Origin of the sequence: Nocardioides alkalitolerans DSM 16699 (assembly GCF_000426525.1) — a bacterium.
In the GTDB taxonomy this organism is placed as follows: Bacteria; Actinomycetota; Actinomycetes; order Propionibacteriales; family Nocardioidaceae; genus Nocardioides; species Nocardioides alkalitolerans.
The window spans coordinates 900,916-916,884 of the sequence record NZ_AUFN01000010.1 but is presented as its reverse complement, the minus strand read 5'-3'; the positions used below and the strand labels follow the sequence as shown (position 1 = coordinate 916,884).

Here is a 15,969-nt window from a genome sequence, read left to right as displayed (position 1 = left end):
GTTCCGACACTCCGCCGCGACGTGGTCCGGATCGGTGACAGCGATCCACGGCCAGCGACCGCGGCAGGTGGTCATGGACGCCCGCTGACGGCCCAGCCCTCCGGCTGCCGTCCCACGAAGGCTTTGCGCCCGCGCTCCGGGCCCTCACCCCGGCGCTCGTGGCGTCCGACCGCCCCGTGTGCTCTGCGCGCGGGGTCGATGAGGAGCACAGTGCTCGACGAGAACCAGGTCGACGACTCGGCCACCACCGACACCACCACCCCCGGCAACGACGGGCCCGCCGACGGCGGCCTGTTCAGCGCCCCGGCGGCGAAGAAGACCGCCCGCCGGACCACCAAGAAGGCCGCCGCGGCTCCCGCGGACGCGCCGGACGGCGACGCCGGTGCCGAGGCGCCCGCGAAGAAGGCCGCCGCCAAGCGGGCGCCCGCGAAGAAGGCACCCGCCAAGAGGACGGCCGCCAAGAAGACGGCACCCGCCCCGGTCGACACCCCCTTCGCGGTGCCCGCCGAGGCGGCCGCACCCGCGGAGCCCGCCGCCGCGGAGACCGTGACCGAGCCGACCGAGGCCCCGGCCGCCCCCGCCAAGAAGGCGCCCGCGAAGCGCGCGCCCCGCAAGACCGCCGCGAAGAAGACCGCGGCGTCCGCCGCCGAGCCCACGCCGGCCGCCGAGCCCGCCCTGGTCGCGGTCGACGCGCCGGTCGCCGACGGCGTCGCCGAGCTCGTGGTCGAGCCCGCCGCGGAGGCGCCCGCCAAGAAGACGGCTGCGCGCAAGACCGCGGCCAAGAAGGCGCCGGCGAAGAAGGCGGCCGCCAAGAAGTCGCGTGCGAAGAAGACCGCCGCCCCGGCCGACGCCCCCGAGACCGTCGCCGACGAGCCGGCCGCCGAGACCCCCGAGACCCCCGAGACCGCCGAGGCCACGACCGTCGGCGGTGCGATCTCCGTCCCCCTGTTCCAGGCCCCCGAGCCGACGACGCCGGTGCGTCGGCGTACGCGCAAGAAGGCCGAGCCCGCCCCGGTCGTCGAGACCCCCGCCGAGGAGACCGACGAGGACGAGGAGGCCGTGGCCGAGGCGCCCGTCGAGACCCCGGTCGTCACGGACGCCCCCAGCGCTGACGACGAGAGCGACGACCCCGCGGACTCGGACGACGACTCCGACGACGACACGAACGACGACGCGGACGACTCCGACGACGACAGCAATACGGGCGGCGGCCGGCGCCGGCGCCGTCGCGGTGGTCGCCGTCGCCGCAAGTCCGGTGGCGGTGGCGGGTCCGACGACTCCGACTCGTCCGACGACTCCGGCAGCGACAACGACCGTCCGGGCCGCAACGCCCCGAAGGACGCCGGCACGTCCGACGCCGACGACTCGTCGGACTCCGACGACGACTCCGACGACGACTCGGACGACAACGACAACGAGGGCGGCCAGGGCAGCGGCTCGTCGCGCCGCCGTCGCCGTCGTCGCCGCAGCGGTGACGGTGGTGGCAGCAGCGACAACGGCGGGGACGACCCGGCCGGCACGGTCACCCGCGTGCGCACCGCCCGCCAGGCCGAGGACGAGATCACCTCGATCCACGGCTCCACCCGGCTCGAGGCGAAGAAGCAGCGCCGCCGCGAGGGCCGCGAGGCCGGTCGCCGTCGCGTGCCGATCGTCAGCGAGGCCGAGTTCCTGGCCCGCCGCGAGGCCGTCGACCGCGTCATGGTCGTGCGCCAGCGCGACGACCTCACCCAGATCGCGGTGCTCGAGGACAAGGTGCTCGTCGAGCACTACGTGAACCGCGAGTCGCAGACGTCGCTGATCGGCAACGTCTACGTCGGCCGCGTGCAGAACGTGCTGCCCTCGATGGAGGCCGCGTTCATCGACATCGGCAAGGGGCGCAACGCCGTCCTGTACGCCGGTGAGGTCAACTGGTCGGCGCTCGGCCACAAGGACGGCGCGCCCCGCAAGATCGAGCAGGTGCTCTCCTCGGGCCAGACCGTGCTCGTGCAGGTCAGCAAGGACCCGATCGGCCACAAGGGCGCCCGCCTCACCAGCCAGATCAGCCTGGCCGGTCGCTTCCTCGTCTACGTGCCGGACGGCACCACCAGCGGCATCTCGCGCAAGCTGCCCGACACCGAGCGCTCGCGCCTCAAGGCGCTGCTCAAGGAGATCGTGCCCGACACGGCCGGCGTCATCGTGCGCACGGCCGCCGAGGGTGCCAGCGAGGAGGAGCTGACCCGCGACGTCGAGCGGCTCAAGGCCCGCTGGGAGGACATCGAGGAGAAGGCGTCCGGCAAGGGCGGTTCGCCGCAGCTGCTGTACGGCGAGCCCGACCTCACCCTCAAGGTGGTGCGGGACCTCTTCACCGAGGACTTCAGCAAGCTCGTCATCGAGGGCGACGACGCCTGGGAGACGGTGTCGTCGTACGTCGAGCACGTCGCCCCCGACCTCGCGCCGCGCCTCGAGAAGTTCGAGCACGACACGTCGGCGAACATCTCGAAGGACGTGTTCGAGAAGTACCGCATCGACGAGCAGATCGCGAAGGGCCTCGACCGCAAGGTCTGGCTGCCCTCTGGCGGCTCGCTCGTCATCGACCGCACCGAGGCCATGACGGTCGTCGACGTCAACACCGGCAAGTTCACCGGCTCGGGCGGCAACCTCGAGGAGACCGTCACCAAGAACAACCTCGAGGCGGCCGAGGAGATCGTGCGCCAGCTGCGGCTGCGCGACATCGGCGGCATCATCGTCGTCGACTTCATCGACATGGTGCTCGAGTCGAACCGCGACCTCGTGCTGCGTCGGATGGTCGAGTGCCTCAGCCGTGACCGCACCCGCCACCAGGTCGCCGAGGTCACCTCGCTGGGTCTCGTGCAGATGACGCGCAAGCGCATCGGCACCGGCCTGCTCGAGGCCTTCAGCGAGAACTGCACGCACTGCCAGGGTCGCGGCCTCGTGCTGCACGACCACCCGGTCGACAACGCCCGCAACGGCGACGACGACCGCCGCGGTGGCGGCGGCAACGGCGGCGGCAACGGCGGCGGGAACGGCGGTGCGCGCGACAGCGGCGGTCGTCGTGGTCGCGGCCGCGGTCGTGGCGGGGACCAGGACACCCAGGGCAACCAGGGCAACCAGGACGGGGGCCGCCGCCAGGGCGGCAACGGCGGCCAGAACGGTGGGGGAGCGGCGAAGCCGATCCCGACGCCGGCCGCCGTCGCCGCGATGGCCAAGGCCGAGAACGCCGATCGCCCGCCGCTCGACGAGCTGGACGACCTCGAGGCCGTGGACTCCACGGACACCGAGATCACGTCGACCACCGCCGAGTCGGCCGTGCCCGAGGCGTCCGAGCCCGAGACGAGCGGGACGAGCACCGAGGCGGCGACCGAGGCTGCTGCGCCCCCCGTGGTGCAGCGCACCACCCGGACCCGGCGCTCGCGTCGGTCCGAGCGGTCGGAGCCGGTCGAGCAGGCCGACGAGCAGACCGACGAGGCGGACGCCCCTGCGGCCCAGGTCACCGAGGCGCCGGTCGCCGAGGCGCCCGTCGCGGAGGCTCCGGTGGCGCCGGTCGACGAGCCCGTCGTCGCGGAGCCCGTCGTGGCCGAGCCGGTCGAGAAGCCCAAGGTCGGGACGGTCACCACGACCACCCGCCGGGTCGCCCGCACGGCGACGGTGACCCCGACGCGCGAGGCCGTCGTCATGACGGTCGACGCCGCCGAGGCCCCGGCGCCGGTCGAGACCAAGGCGGCCCCGGCCGTCACCGTCGTCACCCGCACGCGGGGCGGCGCGAAGCGTGGCGGGTCGGGCACCTCGGCCTGATCCCCCGACCACCCCGGAGGGGCGGTCCGCACGACCCGGCCTCGCGTCGCGTCGTACGGGCCGCCCCTCCTGCGTGTCGCCGACGGTCGACGGATGCGTGGCGGACGGATGTGCCTCCGGGGAGCCCCGGCCGGTATCGGTCCGCCACACTCACCGGCCAGCACGTCCGGGCCGCCCCTCCTGCGTGTCCCGGGCGAGGTCGCTCCTCGCCGCACGTGTCCACCTCGTCCACACCTCGGGACCCCGGCGCGGCCCCGTCAATCAACACTAGGTTGATCGACATTACGTAACATCCACGACACACAGTGAGGTGCTCGCCATGTCCTACCGCCCCGAGACCGTGACGGTGCACGCCGGCCAGGAGGAGGCCGACCCGGCCACCAACGCCCGGGCCGTGCCGATCTACCAGACGACGTCGTACGTCTTCGACGACACCGAGCACGCCGCCAACCTGTTCTCGCTGGCGGAGCCCGGCAACATCTACACGCGGATCATGAACCCGACCCAGTCGGTGTTCGAGGAGCGCCTCACCCAGCTCGAGGGCGGTGTCGGCGCGCTCGCGACGGCGTCCGGCTCGGCGGCCGTCACCTACGCCGTGCTGAACCTGACCTACGCGGGCGACAACATCGTGGCGCTCTCCACGCTGTACGGCGGCACCTACGCGCTGTTCGCCCACACGCTGCCGCAGTTCGGCATCGAGGTCCGGTTCGTCGACCCGGAGAAGCCGGACGAGCTCGCCGCCGCCGTCGACGAGAGGACCAAGCTGGTCTTCGCCGAGACCATCGGCAACCCGCGGCTCAACGTCGTCGACATCCGCGCCTGGGCCGACGCGGCCCACGCGCAGGGCCTCCCGCTGGTCGTCGACAACACGACGCCCTCGCCCTACCTCGCCCGTGTCTTCGACCACGGCGCGGACGTCGCGGTGCACTCGGCGACGAAGTACATCGGCGGCCACGGCACGTCGGTCGGCGGCGTCATCGTCGACTCCGGCGCCTTCGACTGGACGGCGCACGCCGAGCGCTTCCCCGGGCTCACGCAGCCCGACGGCGCCTACCACGGCGTCGTGTGGACGGAGGCCGTCGGCAACCTGGCCTACATCATCCGCGCGCGGACCGTCCTGCTCCGCAACACGGGCGCGGCCGTCGCGCCGCTCAACTCCTGGCTGTTCCTCCAGGGGCTCGAGACCCTGCACCTGCGCATGGAGCGCCACAGCGAGAACGCGCTGAAGATCGCGCAGTACCTCCAGGGGCACGACGCCGTGTCCTGGGTCAGCTACCCCGGCCTCGAGGGCGACCCGTCGAAGGCCGTCGCCGACCGCATCTTCACCGGCAAGGGGTACGGCGGGCTCGTCAGCTTCGGTCTGACGTCCGGGCGCGACGGCGGCCGACGGTTCGTCGAGGCGCTCGAGCTGTTCAGCCACCTGGCGAACATCGGCGACGCCAAGTCGCTCGCCATCCACAACGCCACCACCACCCACAGCCAGCTGACGCCCTCCGAGCTCGAGGCCGCCGGCGTGCCCGAGGACCTCGTGCGGCTGTCCGTCGGCATCGAGAACGCCGACGACCTGATCGCGGACCTCGAGCAGGCGCTCGCCCAGGCGAAGTGACGCGGACGAAGTGACGCGCGTCCGATGAGCGGGCTCGGCCGGGTGGAGACGCGGACAGCCGTCGTCGCCACGCCCGCCGACCCGCTCCGGCTGGTCGGCGGGGGAGTGCTCACCCACGTCGAGGTGGCCTACGAGACGTACGGCGACCTGGCCCCGGCGCGCGACAACGTCGTGCTGGTGGCGCACGCCCTCACCGGCGACGCCCACGCCGCCGGCCACCACGGCGACCCGTCGCGCCGGGGCTGGTGGGACAACCTCATCGGCCCCGGGCGGGCGGTCGACACCGACCGGTTCTTCGTCGTCTCGCCGAACCTGCTCGGCGGGTGCCGCGGCACGACGGGCCCGTCGTCGACCGACCCGGCGACGGGAGCGCCGTACGGGCCCGACTTCCCCGACCTCCACGTGCGTGACCTCGTGGAGGTGCACCGGCGGCTGCTGGGCGTGCTCGGTGTCGGGCGGCTGCACGCCGGGGTGGGCGGCTCCCTGGGCGGGATGCAGGTGCTGCAGTGGCTGGCCGACGAGCCCGGGCGGCTCGACCGCGCGGTGCTCGTCGCCGCGACGTCGCTCCTCACCGCCGAGAACATCGGCTTCTCCGCGATCGCACGCGAGGCCATCACGAGCGACCCCGACTACCGGGGCGGCCGGTACGCCGAGGTAGGCGTCCGGCCGGACCGCGGGCTCAAGGTCGCCCGGATGGCGGCCCACCTCACGTACGTCTCCGCGCAGGGGCTGGAGGAGAAGTACGGCCGCGCCGGCATCGAGGGCTACCTGCAGCACCAAGGGGACGTGTTCGTCGACCGCTTCGACGCCGGCTCCTACCTCGTGCTGACGCGCCTGCTCGACTCGTTCGACCCGTTCGCCGACCCCGCGTTCGCGCCGGCCGTCGCCGGTGGCGCGCCCCGGGTGCTCCTGATCAGCTTCGACTCCGACTGGCGCTTCGGCACGGCGCACTCGGCCCGCATCGCGGAGCACCTGGGGGCGGCGGGGCTCGCCGTCCGGCACCACGAGGTCGCCTCGCCGTGGGGCCACGACTCGTTCCTGCTGCGGCCCCCGGGCTACCACGAGCTGGTCGCCGACTTCCTCGTCGAGCGGTGAGGGCCCATGATGGTCGGCGGGTCGCGCGACCGGTCGAGGCCGTTTTGCGGTAACCGGTCGGCGTCCGTAGTATTGCTCCTCGGTGTGCTCAGGTGCGCCGTCTCTGCGTGGCGCCGCGCTCCGGCGTACGACGCCCGGGTCTTCTCGACCTGGACGTCGCGCTGTGCGGTCCAGCAGAACCCCCGATGCGTGATGAGACAAGCAATGACGAAGGAGACCGCGGTGTACGCGATCGTGCGCGCAGGCGCCAAGCAGCAGAAGGTTGCCGTGGGCGACGTCATCGAGATCGACAAGAGCACGGTGGCCGTCGGTGACTCCGTCACCCTCCCCGTGGTCCTCGTCGTGGACGGTGACAAGGTCACGGCCACGAAGCTCGACAAGGCGTCCGTGACGGTCGAGGTGCTCGGCGCGACCAAGGGCCCGAAGATCGTCATCCAGAAGTACAAGAACAAGACCGGCTACAAGAAGCGCCAGGGTCACCGCCAGAAGTACACCCAGGTCAAGGTCACCGACATCTCCGTCTGAGCCTCGTCCCGAGACTCGTCACCTCCGCTCGACTTCACTGAAGGACTGAACTCATGGCTCACAAGAAGGGCGCCGCGTCCACCAAGAACGGCCGCGACTCCAACTCGCAGCGTCTGGGCGTCAAGCGCTACGGCGGCCAGTCCGTCAACGCCGGCGAGATCATCGTCCGCCAGCGTGGCACCCACTTCCACCCGGGCAGCGGCGTCGGCCGCGGCGGCGACGACACGCTGTTCGCCCTCCAGGCCGGTGCCGTCGAGTTCGGCACCCGTCGTGGGCGTCGCGTCGTCAACATCGTCCCGGGCGAGTGAGCTGACGCTCTCTCTCCGCAGCATCTCTACGAAGGGCGTCCCGATCTCCGGGGCGCCCTTCGTGCTTTCCCCCAACTGAACTCCCCAGGAGCCCCCGCATGGCCGTGCCCACCTTCGTCGACCGCGTCACGCTGCACGTCAGCGCAGGACGGGGCGGCAACGGCGTCGCCTCGGTGCACCGGGAGAAGTTCAAGCCGCTCGGCGGACCCGACGGCGGCAACGGCGGTCCGGGCGGGTCGATCATCCTGCGCGTCGCCTCCGAGGTGACGACGCTGCTCGACTACCACCACAGCCCCCACCGCAAGGCCGAGAGCGGCGGCCACGGCGCCGGTGCCCACAAGAACGGCACCCACGGCTCCGACATGGTGCTGACCGTGCCGGACGGCACCGTCGTGCGCGACGACACGGGCGAGGTGCTCATCGACCTCGTCGGGGCCGGCACCGAGATCGTCATCGCCCAGGGCGGCCGCGGCGGCCTCGGCAACGCGGCGCTGGCGTCGTCCAAGCGCAAGGCCCCCGGGTTCGCGCTGCTCGGCGAGCCGGGCGACGACCTCACGATCGTGCTCGAGCTCAAGGTCGTGGCCGACATCGGCCTCGTGGGCTTCCCGAGCGCCGGCAAGTCCTCCCTCATCGCGTCGATGTCGCGCGCGCGGCCGAAGATCGCCGACTACCCCTTCACGACCCTCGTGCCCAACCTCGGCGTCGTCACCGCCGGCGACACGGTCTTCACCGTCGCCGACGTGCCCGGCCTCATCGAGGGCGCGAGCGAGGGGCGCGGCCTCGGCCACGACTTCCTGCGCCACGTCGAGCGCTGCGCCGCCCTGGTGCACGTCATCGACACCGCCACCATCGAGCCGGGTCGCAACCCCGCCGACGACCTCGACGTCATCGAGAACGAGCTCAGCCGGTACGGCGGGCTCGAGGACCGCCCGCGTCTCGTCGCCCTCAACAAGGTCGACGTGCCCGACGGCAGCGAGATCGCCCAGATGGTCGTCGAGGACCTCGAGGCCCGGGGCCTGGAGGTGCACCAGGTCTCCGCGGCCTCCGGCGCCGGCGTCCGCGAGCTGACCTTCGCCATGGCCGCGATCGTCGAGGCCGCCCGCGCCGAGAAGCCGGTCGTCGAGACCGAGCGCATCGTCATCCGCCCCAAGGCGGCGACCGGCGGCGACGACTTCACGGTCACGGCGACGGGCGAGGGCTGGCGCGTGCGGGGCACCAAGCCCGAGCGCTGGGTGCGCCAGACCGACTTCAGCAACGACGAGGCCGTCGGCTTCCTCGCCGACCGGCTCGACCGGCTCGGCGTCGAGGCCAAGCTCGTCTCGCTCGGAGCCCGGGAGGGCGACACCGTGCTCATCGGTCACCCCGACGACTCCGTGGTGTTCGACTTCAAGCCCGGCATCGACGCCGGCGCCGAGATGCTCGGCCGCCGCGGCGAGGACCAGCGCTTCACCGAGGAGCGCCCCGCCCGTGGCCGCCGCCGCGCGATCGACGACGCGTTCGAGACCCGCGAGGAGCACGAGGCCCGCGCCGACGTCGCCCGCCGGGTCGACGGCCCGATGGCCTACGAGATCGGCGGCGACGACGACCCCGACCGTGCCCCGGAGCCGGCCCTGCCCGCGGACCTCGGATGGAGCGAGGACGACCCCTCCCGCGAGAAGAAGTGACCGGCACCCGGGCCGAGGTCACGGGCGCCCGCCGGATCGTCGTCAAGGTCGGCTCGTCGTCGCTGACGACCGCGGCCGGCGGCATCGACCCCGGTCGCCTGCAGGCGCTCGTCGACGCGCTGGTCGCGGTGCACCGCACCGGCACCGAGGTCGTGCTGGTCTCCTCGGGCGCGATCGCCGCGGGCCTCGCGCCGCTCGGGCTGCGTCGCCGCCCGAAGGGCCTCGCCGCGCAGCAGGCCGCCGCGTCCGTGGGCCAGGGACTGCTGGTCGCGCAATACACGGCGGCGCTCGCGGCGTACGGCGTGACGACCGGGCAGGTGCTGCTCACGGTCGACGACGTCACCCGTCGCTCGCACTACCGCAACGCCCACCAGACCTTCGCCAAGCTGCTCGAGCTGGGCGTGCTGCCGATCGTCAACGAGAACGACACGGTCGCCACCCAGGAGATCCGGTTCGGTGACAACGACCGCCTCGCCGCGCTCGTCGCGCACCTCGTGCACGCCGACCTGCTGGTGCTGCTCTCCGACGTCGACGGGTTGTACGACGGCAACCCCGCCCTGCCGGGCACGACGCTGCTGAGCGACGTCCGCACCGACGACGACCTCGCCGACGTGGCGATCGGCTCCGTCGGGTCGGCCGGCGTGGGCACCGGCGGCATGGTGACGAAGGTCGAGGCGGCCCGGATCGCGACCGGCGCCGGCATCCCCGTCGTCCTGACCTCGGCCCCACAGGCCGCCGCTGCCCTGGCGGGGGAGGGCGTCGGCACGCTCTTCCACGCGACCGGCCAGCGCCGCCCCACCCGCCTGCTGTGGCTGCGTCACGCCACGGAGGCCAAGGGGTCGCTGCTCCTCGACGCCGGCGCCGTGCGGGCCGTCGTGGAGCGCGGCGCGTCCCTGCTGGCCGCGGGCGTGACGGGTGCAACCGGCGACTTCCACGCCGGCGAGCCGGTCGACCTGGTCGGCCCCGACGGCGGCGCCGTCGCCCGCGGTCTGGTCAACTTCGACGCCGCCGAGATCCCGCTGCTCGTCGGTCGCAGCACCGGCGAGCTCGCCGAGTCGCTCGGCGCGACGTACGAGCGCGAGGTCGTGCACCGCGACGACCTCGTGGTGCTCTGAGGCTCGTCGACGGTCAGGCGGGCTCTCAGGCCTCCCGGGTGACGATCGTGTCGACCGCCGCCGCGCCCTGCGGGCCCCCGTCGTACGCGTGGGGCACGTCCGCGCCCCAGCGGTGCGACCGCCCGGGACCGAGGTCGACGGGGTCGGCGCCCGCGACCGTCACCGTGAGCCCGCCCCGCACGACCAGCACGTGCTCGACGACGCCCGGCGGGTGCGCCGGCGAGGAGCGGTGCCCACCGGGCGGCAGCTCGATCCAGTAGACCTCGGTGGTCGTCGTGCCGTCGTCGTCGCTCGTGCGGTCGACGTGCAGCAGCCGGGCCGAGAGCGCGCCGTCGTCGGTCGTGGCGCCCGGGGTGTCGCCGAGGAGCGCGACGAGGGGCACGCCCAGGGGGCCGGCGAGGGCGTAGAGCGTCGCCAGGGTGGGGTTGCGCCGGCCCTGCTCGAGCTCGGAGAGCGACGCCTTGCCGACCCCGGCCAGCCGGGCGAGCGCGCTGAGGGTGTGGCCCGCCTCCTCGCGCAGGGTCCGGACGCGCGCGCCCACGGCGGCGGCGGTGGGGTCCGGCGGGGCGGGGACGGGCGGAGGCACCCGCCCATCATCGTTGTTCCGTATACGGAACGCCAGGGGTAGGGTGCGCGACGTGCGTCGTACCCCCACCCACCGCTCCGGCGACCAGACGTCGGCCCCGAGCGCCGCTGGTGCCCGCTCGGCGCCGTACGTCGCCGGTGTGGTCACCGCCCTCGTCGGCTTCACCTCGTCGTTCGCCGTCGTGCTCGCCGGCCTGCGCGCGGTCGGCGCGACGCCCGAGGAGGCCGGGTCGGGGCTGTTCGCCGTGACCGTCGCGTTCGGCGTCGGGATCATCGTGCTGGCCGCCTGGCACCGGGTGCCCGTGACGCTCGCGTGGTCGACCCCCGGGGCGGCGCTGCTCGTCGCCACGGGCACGGTCGACGGCGGGTGGCCCGCGGCCGTGGGCGCCTTCGCGCTCGTCGGGGTGCTGGTGGTGCTCACGGGCTTCGTGCCCTGGCTGGCGCGTGCGGTGGAGCGGATCCCGCCGGCGCTCGCGCAGGCGATGCTCGCGGGCATCCTGCTGCCGCTGGTGCTCGCCCCGGTGGAGGCGGTGGCGGCGATCCCGCTGCTCGCCCTGCCCGTGGTGGCCACGTGGCTGGTCGTCACCCGGCTGGCGCCCCGCTGGGCCGTGCCCGCCGCGCTCGTGACGTGCCTCGTCGTCATCGCGGTCGAGCTCGCGCGCACCGGCACCACCGTCACCGGCTCGCTCCTGCCGGCGCTGACGTGGACCACCCCGACGCTCACCGTGCCCGCGGTCGTCGGCATCGCGCTGCCGCTGTACGTCGTCACCATGGCCTCGCAGAACGTGCCGGGCGCCGCGGTGCTCCGCTCGTTCGGCTACCCCGTGCCGTGGCGCTCGGCGATGGCCGTCACCGGCGTCGGCACCCTGGCCGGAGCGCCCCTCGGCGGTCACGCCATCAACCTCGCCGCCCTCTCCGCGGCGCTGGCCGCGGGGGAGGAGGCCGGCCCGGACCGCGACCGCCGCTGGCTCGCCGCCCTGAGCGCGGGCGTCACCTACCTCGTGCTGGCCGCGCTGTCGGGAGCGCTCGTGGCGGTCACCTCGGCCGCGCCCGCCGGCCTGGTCGAGGCCGTCGCCGGCCTGGCGCTGCTCGGGGCGTTCGGTGCCGCCGCCCTCACCGCGCTCCAGGACACCGCCGGCCGCACGAGCGCGCTCGTCACGCTGCTCGTGGCCGCCGCCGGCGTCACCGTCGGGGGCATCGGCGGCGCGTTCTGGGCGCTGGTCGCCGGGCTCGTCGTCCGCGCCGTGCTGGAGCGGCCCGCGAGAGGTGAGACGCCGCCCACGGGCTGACTCGACGGCCCCCCGGTGGGTACCTCTCCCAGGACGCGGGACGACTCCGCGACGGCGGCAGCCACCACGCCGCCAGCACACGGCCACGACACGGACAGCACACGGGGGACCGGCACGTGACGACGACGGACGGACGGGTGCTCGCGGGCCGCTACGCCCTCGGTCCGCTCCTCGGGCGCGGCGGTCTCGCGGACGTCCACCGGGCGACCGACCGCCGGCTCGGTCGTGACGTCGCCGTCAAGCTGCTGCGCGACCTGCACGCCGACGAGGCCGACCGTGCCCGGTTCGACAACGAGGCCCGCCTGCTGGCGCTGCTGGCCCACCCCGGCCTCATCACCGTCCTCGACGTCGGCGCCGCCGACGACGACCGCCCCTTCCTCGTGCTCGAGCTGGTGGAGGGCGGCACCCTGCGTCAGGCGTACGACGCCGGGCCGCTGCCCGTCGCCCGGGTCGCCGAGATCGGGGCACAGGTCGCCGACGCCCTGGCCCACGTGCACGCCGCGGGCGTGGTGCACCGGGACGTGAAGCCGAGCAACGTGCTCCTGGACGCGCACGGCCGGGCCCGCCTCGCCGACTTCGGGATCGCCCGGTTGGCGGGGGAGTCGCTGCGCGTCACCCGCACCGGCGCCACGATCGGCTCGCCCGCCTACCTCTCGCCCGAGCAGGTGCGCGGCGAGCCCGACCTGACCCCGGCCACCGACTGCTACGCCCTCGGGCTGGTGCTCCTCGAGGCGCTGACGGCGCGGCCGGCGTACGTCGGCTCCGTCCTCGAGGTCGCCGTCGCGCGGCTCACCCGCGCGCCCGCCGTGCCGGCCGGCCTCAGCCCGTCGTGGGTGGCGCTGCTCAGCGGCCTCACCGCCGCGGACCCGACCGCGCGGCCCACGGCGGCCGAGGCAGCGGCGCGCCTGCAGCGTCTCGCCGCCCACGAGTCCCGGGACGCAGGACCCCTCGTCCTGCCCGCCGCCGACGACACCCAGGGCTGGTCGCCGCTGGAGGCCTCCGAGCTCGCGCTCCTCGGCCACCCGCCCGTCGGGGCCGGGCCGGCCGCCACCGGCACCACCGACCTCGTCGTCCCGGTGGCCCCGATCGTGCCGGTCGCTCCCGCCGACGTCCGCGACCGACGCCGACGACGCGTGCTGGTGCCCGCGCTCGCCGGGCTCGTCGCCGCGGTGGTGCTCGCGATCGTCCTCACCGTGCGCGGCGCCGCCCCGGCCCCGGCCGGACCCGACCCCGTCGCCGAGGACCCGGCCCCCGCCGCGCCGACGACCTCGGCGACCCCGGCGCCGTCCGCGAACCCGGTGCCGGCCGGCTCCGGCGGCTCGTCGTCCTCGACGCCCCGGACCACCGCGCCGAGCACGGAGCCGACGACCGAGCCGACCGCCGAGCCCACGAGCGAGCCGACGACGGAGCCGGTGACGGCCCCCGTCGCCGAGGCGACGGCCGACCCGGTGACCGACCCGGTGACCGAGCCCGACCCCGCGACCCAGCCCGACCCCGGCACCGACCCCGGCACCGCACCCGGGAACGACCTCGTCCCGACCCCCACGACGGGCCCGGGGAACGGTGGCGGCAACGGACCGGGCGGAGGGGGCGCCCCCGGCAACGGGCCGGGGACCGGCCCCGGCAGCGGTGGTGGCAGCGGTGGTGGCAGCGGTGGTGGCGGTGGCGGCCCTGCCACCGGCTCCGGGCCCGTCACCGGCGGCTGAGCCCCTTCCGACGCCCTGGCACGCTGTCGGGGTGACGCCGAGCGACGCGCCCCGGCGCCCCACCTCCCCGTCCCGCCTGCTGCCCGCGCTCGGCGCCGTCGTGCTCGCGGTCGTCCTGCTGCCCGCCGCGGCCCTCACCCTGGCCCGCCTGATCGAGCCGTGGGCGCCGCTGCGCGACGCGCTGGTGCTCGTCGTGCCCTTCACCCCGCTGGCGCTGCCGGCGTACGCCGTGGTGCTGGTCGGTCTCGTCGTCGCGGCGCTGGTACGGCGCCCGGTGCGACGCCGGCGCTCCTGGCGGGCCGCGGCCGTCGTCGCGACCGTGGGGCTCGTGGTGCACGCCGCCTGGTTCGCCCCGCAGGTCACGGGCGACCCGACGGACGCCGACGGCCACGAGCTCGTCGTGATGAACCTCAACCTGCTCGAGGGGCGGGCCGCGACCGCCGAGGTCGTGGCGCTGGTCGAGGAGCGGGACGTCGACGTGCTGGTGCTGGAGGAGGTGCCCACCGACGCCCTGGCCCGCCTCGACGCCGCCGGCCTCGCGACGCTCCTGCCCGAGCGCGCCGGCGACACCCGTGACGACCGCCTGACCGCGGGCACGATGGTGCTCTCGCGCCTGCCGCTCGGGCCGGCGGAGCCCCTGGGCACGGTCTTCGACTCCTGGCGCACCACCGTGACGACCGAGGCCGGGGAGCTCGACCTGCTCGCCGTCCACCCGTTCGCGCCCGTGGGCGACCGGGCCGACGCCCGCCGCGACCACGACCTCCTGCGGGCCGCCGTCCGCGACGACGGCGCCGACCTGGTGGTCGGCGACCTCAACGCGACCCCCGACTCCGTGGCGCTGCGCCGGTACGGCGACGTCGGCCTCCGATCCGCCGCCGAGGTCGTCGGGGCGGGGTGGATGCCGACCTGGCCCCAGCACGGCGGCTGGGGCGGGATCTGGGCGCCGCCGCTGCTCCAGATCGACCACGTGCTCGTGGGCGAGCGGGTGCGGGTGGCCGACGTGGGCACGACGAGGGTCACGGGGACCGACCACGCCGCGGTGGTGGCCGTGCTCGTCGTACCCTGGTGAGGTCATGTCCGAGACCTCCCCCCTCCCCGCGGCCCCGCGCCGCGCCTACCTCGACCACGCGGCCACCACGCCGATGCGGGTCGAGGCCCGTGAGGCACTCGTCGCGCACCTCGACCTCGTCGGCAACCCCAGCTCGCTGCACGCCGCCGGACGCGAGGCGCGCCGGGTCGTCGAGGAGTCGCGCGAGACGGTCGCCGACGCCCTCGGCTGCCGCCCCGGCGAGGTCGTGCTGACCGCCGGCGGCACGGAGTCCGACAACCTGGCCCTCAAGGGCCTCTTCTGGTCGCGCCGCGCGGCGGACCCGCGCCGCGTGCGCGTGCTGGTCTCGGCGGTGGAGCACCACGCCGTGCTCGACACCGCCGTCTGGCTGGCCGAGCACGAGGGCGCCACGCTCGAGCTGCTGCCGGTCGACGCCCGTGGCCGCCTCGACGTCGCGGCGCTGGAGGCCACGCTCGTGGCCGACCCCACGTCCGTCGCGCTCGTCTCCGTCATGTGGGCCAACAACGAGACGGGCGTGCTGCAGCCGGTCGAGGCGGTCGTGGCGGCCGCGCACGCCCACGGCGTCCCCGTGCACACCGACGCGATCCAGGCCGTCGGCTCGGTGCCGGTCGACGTCGCCGCCTCCGGGGTCGACCTGCTGACGGCGACCGCCCACAAGGTGGGCGGCCCCCACGGCGCCGGCGTCCTCGTCGCCCGCCGCGGTCTCGACCTGACGCCCCTGCTGCACGGGGGCGGGCAGGAGCGCGACCTGCGCAGCGGCACCGTCGGCGTCCCGGCGGTCGCCGGCCTCGCCGCCGCGTTCGAGAGCGCCGTCAAGGAGCAGGTCGACCACGCCACCCGCGTCAGCCACCTGCGCGACACCCTCGTCGAGGGCGTCCGCGCGGTCGTGCCCGACGTGGTGCTCAACGGGGGCGACGCCGAGAAGCTGCCCGGCATCGCCAACCTGCGGTTCCCCGAGTGCGAGGGCGACTCGCTGCTCATGCTGCTCGACGCCCAGGGCGTCGAGGTCTCGACCGGCTCGGCCTGCTCGGCGGGCGTGCCGCAGGCCAGCCACGTCCTCCTGGCGATGGGCCAGTCCGAGGAGGAGGCCCGCTCCTCGTTGCGCTTCTCGCTGGGCCACACCAGCACCGAGGCCGACGTTGCCGCGCTCGTCGCGGCGATCGGCCCCGTCGTCGAGCGCGCGCGCACGGCGACGCGGCGGGTCCGGCGGTGACC

At 74.9% G+C, this 15,969-nt stretch carries 11 protein-coding genes and 1 pseudogene; 11 read left to right on the top strand and 1 reads right to left on the bottom strand.

Annotation, left to right across the window (positions count from 1 at the left end):
- Positions 1-198 precede the first annotated feature (198 nt).
- The 7 genes and pseudogenes from K329_RS29340 to proB all read left to right on the top strand — a co-directional run.
- Positions 199-3,015 (top strand): annotated as a pseudogene (locus K329_RS29340) (Rne/Rng family ribonuclease); the annotation flags it as partial.
- 1,096 nt (positions 3,016-4,111) lie between these two features.
- Positions 4,112-5,398 carry an O-acetylhomoserine aminocarboxypropyltransferase/cysteine synthase family protein gene (locus tag K329_RS0105035; RefSeq protein WP_028472203.1) on the top strand — a complete coding sequence of 429 codons (1,287 nt, stop codon included), beginning with the start codon at positions 4,112-4,114 and terminating at the stop codon, positions 5,396-5,398.
- 24 nt (positions 5,399-5,422) lie between these two features.
- On the top strand, positions 5,423-6,493 hold the full coding sequence (gene metX, locus K329_RS0105030; protein ID WP_028472202.1) for a homoserine O-acetyltransferase MetX: 1,071 nt from the start codon (positions 5,423-5,425) through the stop codon (positions 6,491-6,493).
- 222 nt (positions 6,494-6,715) lie between these two features.
- Positions 6,716-7,018: a 50S ribosomal protein L21 gene (rplU, locus tag K329_RS0105025; RefSeq protein ID WP_028472201.1), complete on the top strand. Its 303-nt coding sequence runs from the start codon at positions 6,716-6,718 to the stop codon at positions 7,016-7,018.
- A 53-nt stretch (positions 7,019-7,071) separates the two neighbouring features.
- A complete protein-coding gene (gene rpmA / locus K329_RS0105020) occupies positions 7,072-7,326 on the top strand; it encodes a 50S ribosomal protein L27 (RefSeq protein ID WP_028472200.1) in 255 nt (84 codons plus the stop codon).
- 98 nt (positions 7,327-7,424) lie between these two features.
- Positions 7,425-8,990, top strand: a complete 1,566-nt coding sequence (gene obgE / locus K329_RS24685) for a GTPase ObgE (RefSeq protein ID WP_052336363.1) — start codon at positions 7,425-7,427, stop codon at positions 8,988-8,990.
- Positions 8,954-10,105, top strand: coding sequence for a glutamate 5-kinase (proB, locus tag K329_RS0105010; protein WP_052336362.1), 1,152 nt, complete (start codon positions 8,954-8,956; stop codon positions 10,103-10,105). The genes obgE and proB overlap by 37 nt, the downstream gene beginning before the upstream one ends.
- Positions 10,106-10,130: 25 nt before the next feature.
- Here proB and K329_RS0105005 read toward each other — a convergent pair whose 3' ends face one another.
- A complete protein-coding gene (locus tag K329_RS0105005) occupies positions 10,131-10,691 on the bottom strand; it encodes a helix-turn-helix domain-containing protein (RefSeq protein ID WP_052336361.1) in 561 nt (186 codons plus the stop codon).
- 52 nt (positions 10,692-10,743) lie between these two features.
- Here K329_RS0105005 and K329_RS24680 point away from each other — a divergent pair, with 52 nt between their 5' ends.
- From K329_RS24680 to K329_RS31415, 4 genes are all read left to right on the top strand, one after another.
- Positions 10,744-11,979: a benzoate/H(+) symporter BenE family transporter gene (locus K329_RS24680; protein ID WP_211225726.1), complete on the top strand. Its 1,236-nt coding sequence runs from the start codon at positions 10,744-10,746 to the stop codon at positions 11,977-11,979.
- Positions 11,980-12,095: 116 nt separating this feature from the next.
- Positions 12,096-13,685, top strand: coding sequence for a serine/threonine-protein kinase (locus tag K329_RS24675; RefSeq protein WP_052336360.1), 1,590 nt, complete (start codon positions 12,096-12,098; stop codon positions 13,683-13,685).
- A gap of 31 nt (positions 13,686-13,716) precedes the next feature.
- Positions 13,717-14,754 carry an endonuclease/exonuclease/phosphatase family protein gene (locus tag K329_RS24670; RefSeq protein WP_052336359.1) on the top strand — a complete coding sequence of 346 codons (1,038 nt, stop codon included), beginning with the start codon at positions 13,717-13,719 and terminating at the stop codon, positions 14,752-14,754.
- 4 nt (positions 14,755-14,758) lie between these two features.
- Positions 14,759-15,967 carry a cysteine desulfurase family protein gene (locus tag K329_RS31415; protein ID WP_028472197.1) on the top strand — a complete coding sequence of 403 codons (1,209 nt, stop codon included), beginning with the start codon at positions 14,759-14,761 and terminating at the stop codon, positions 15,965-15,967.
- Positions 15,968-15,969 lie beyond the last annotated feature (2 nt).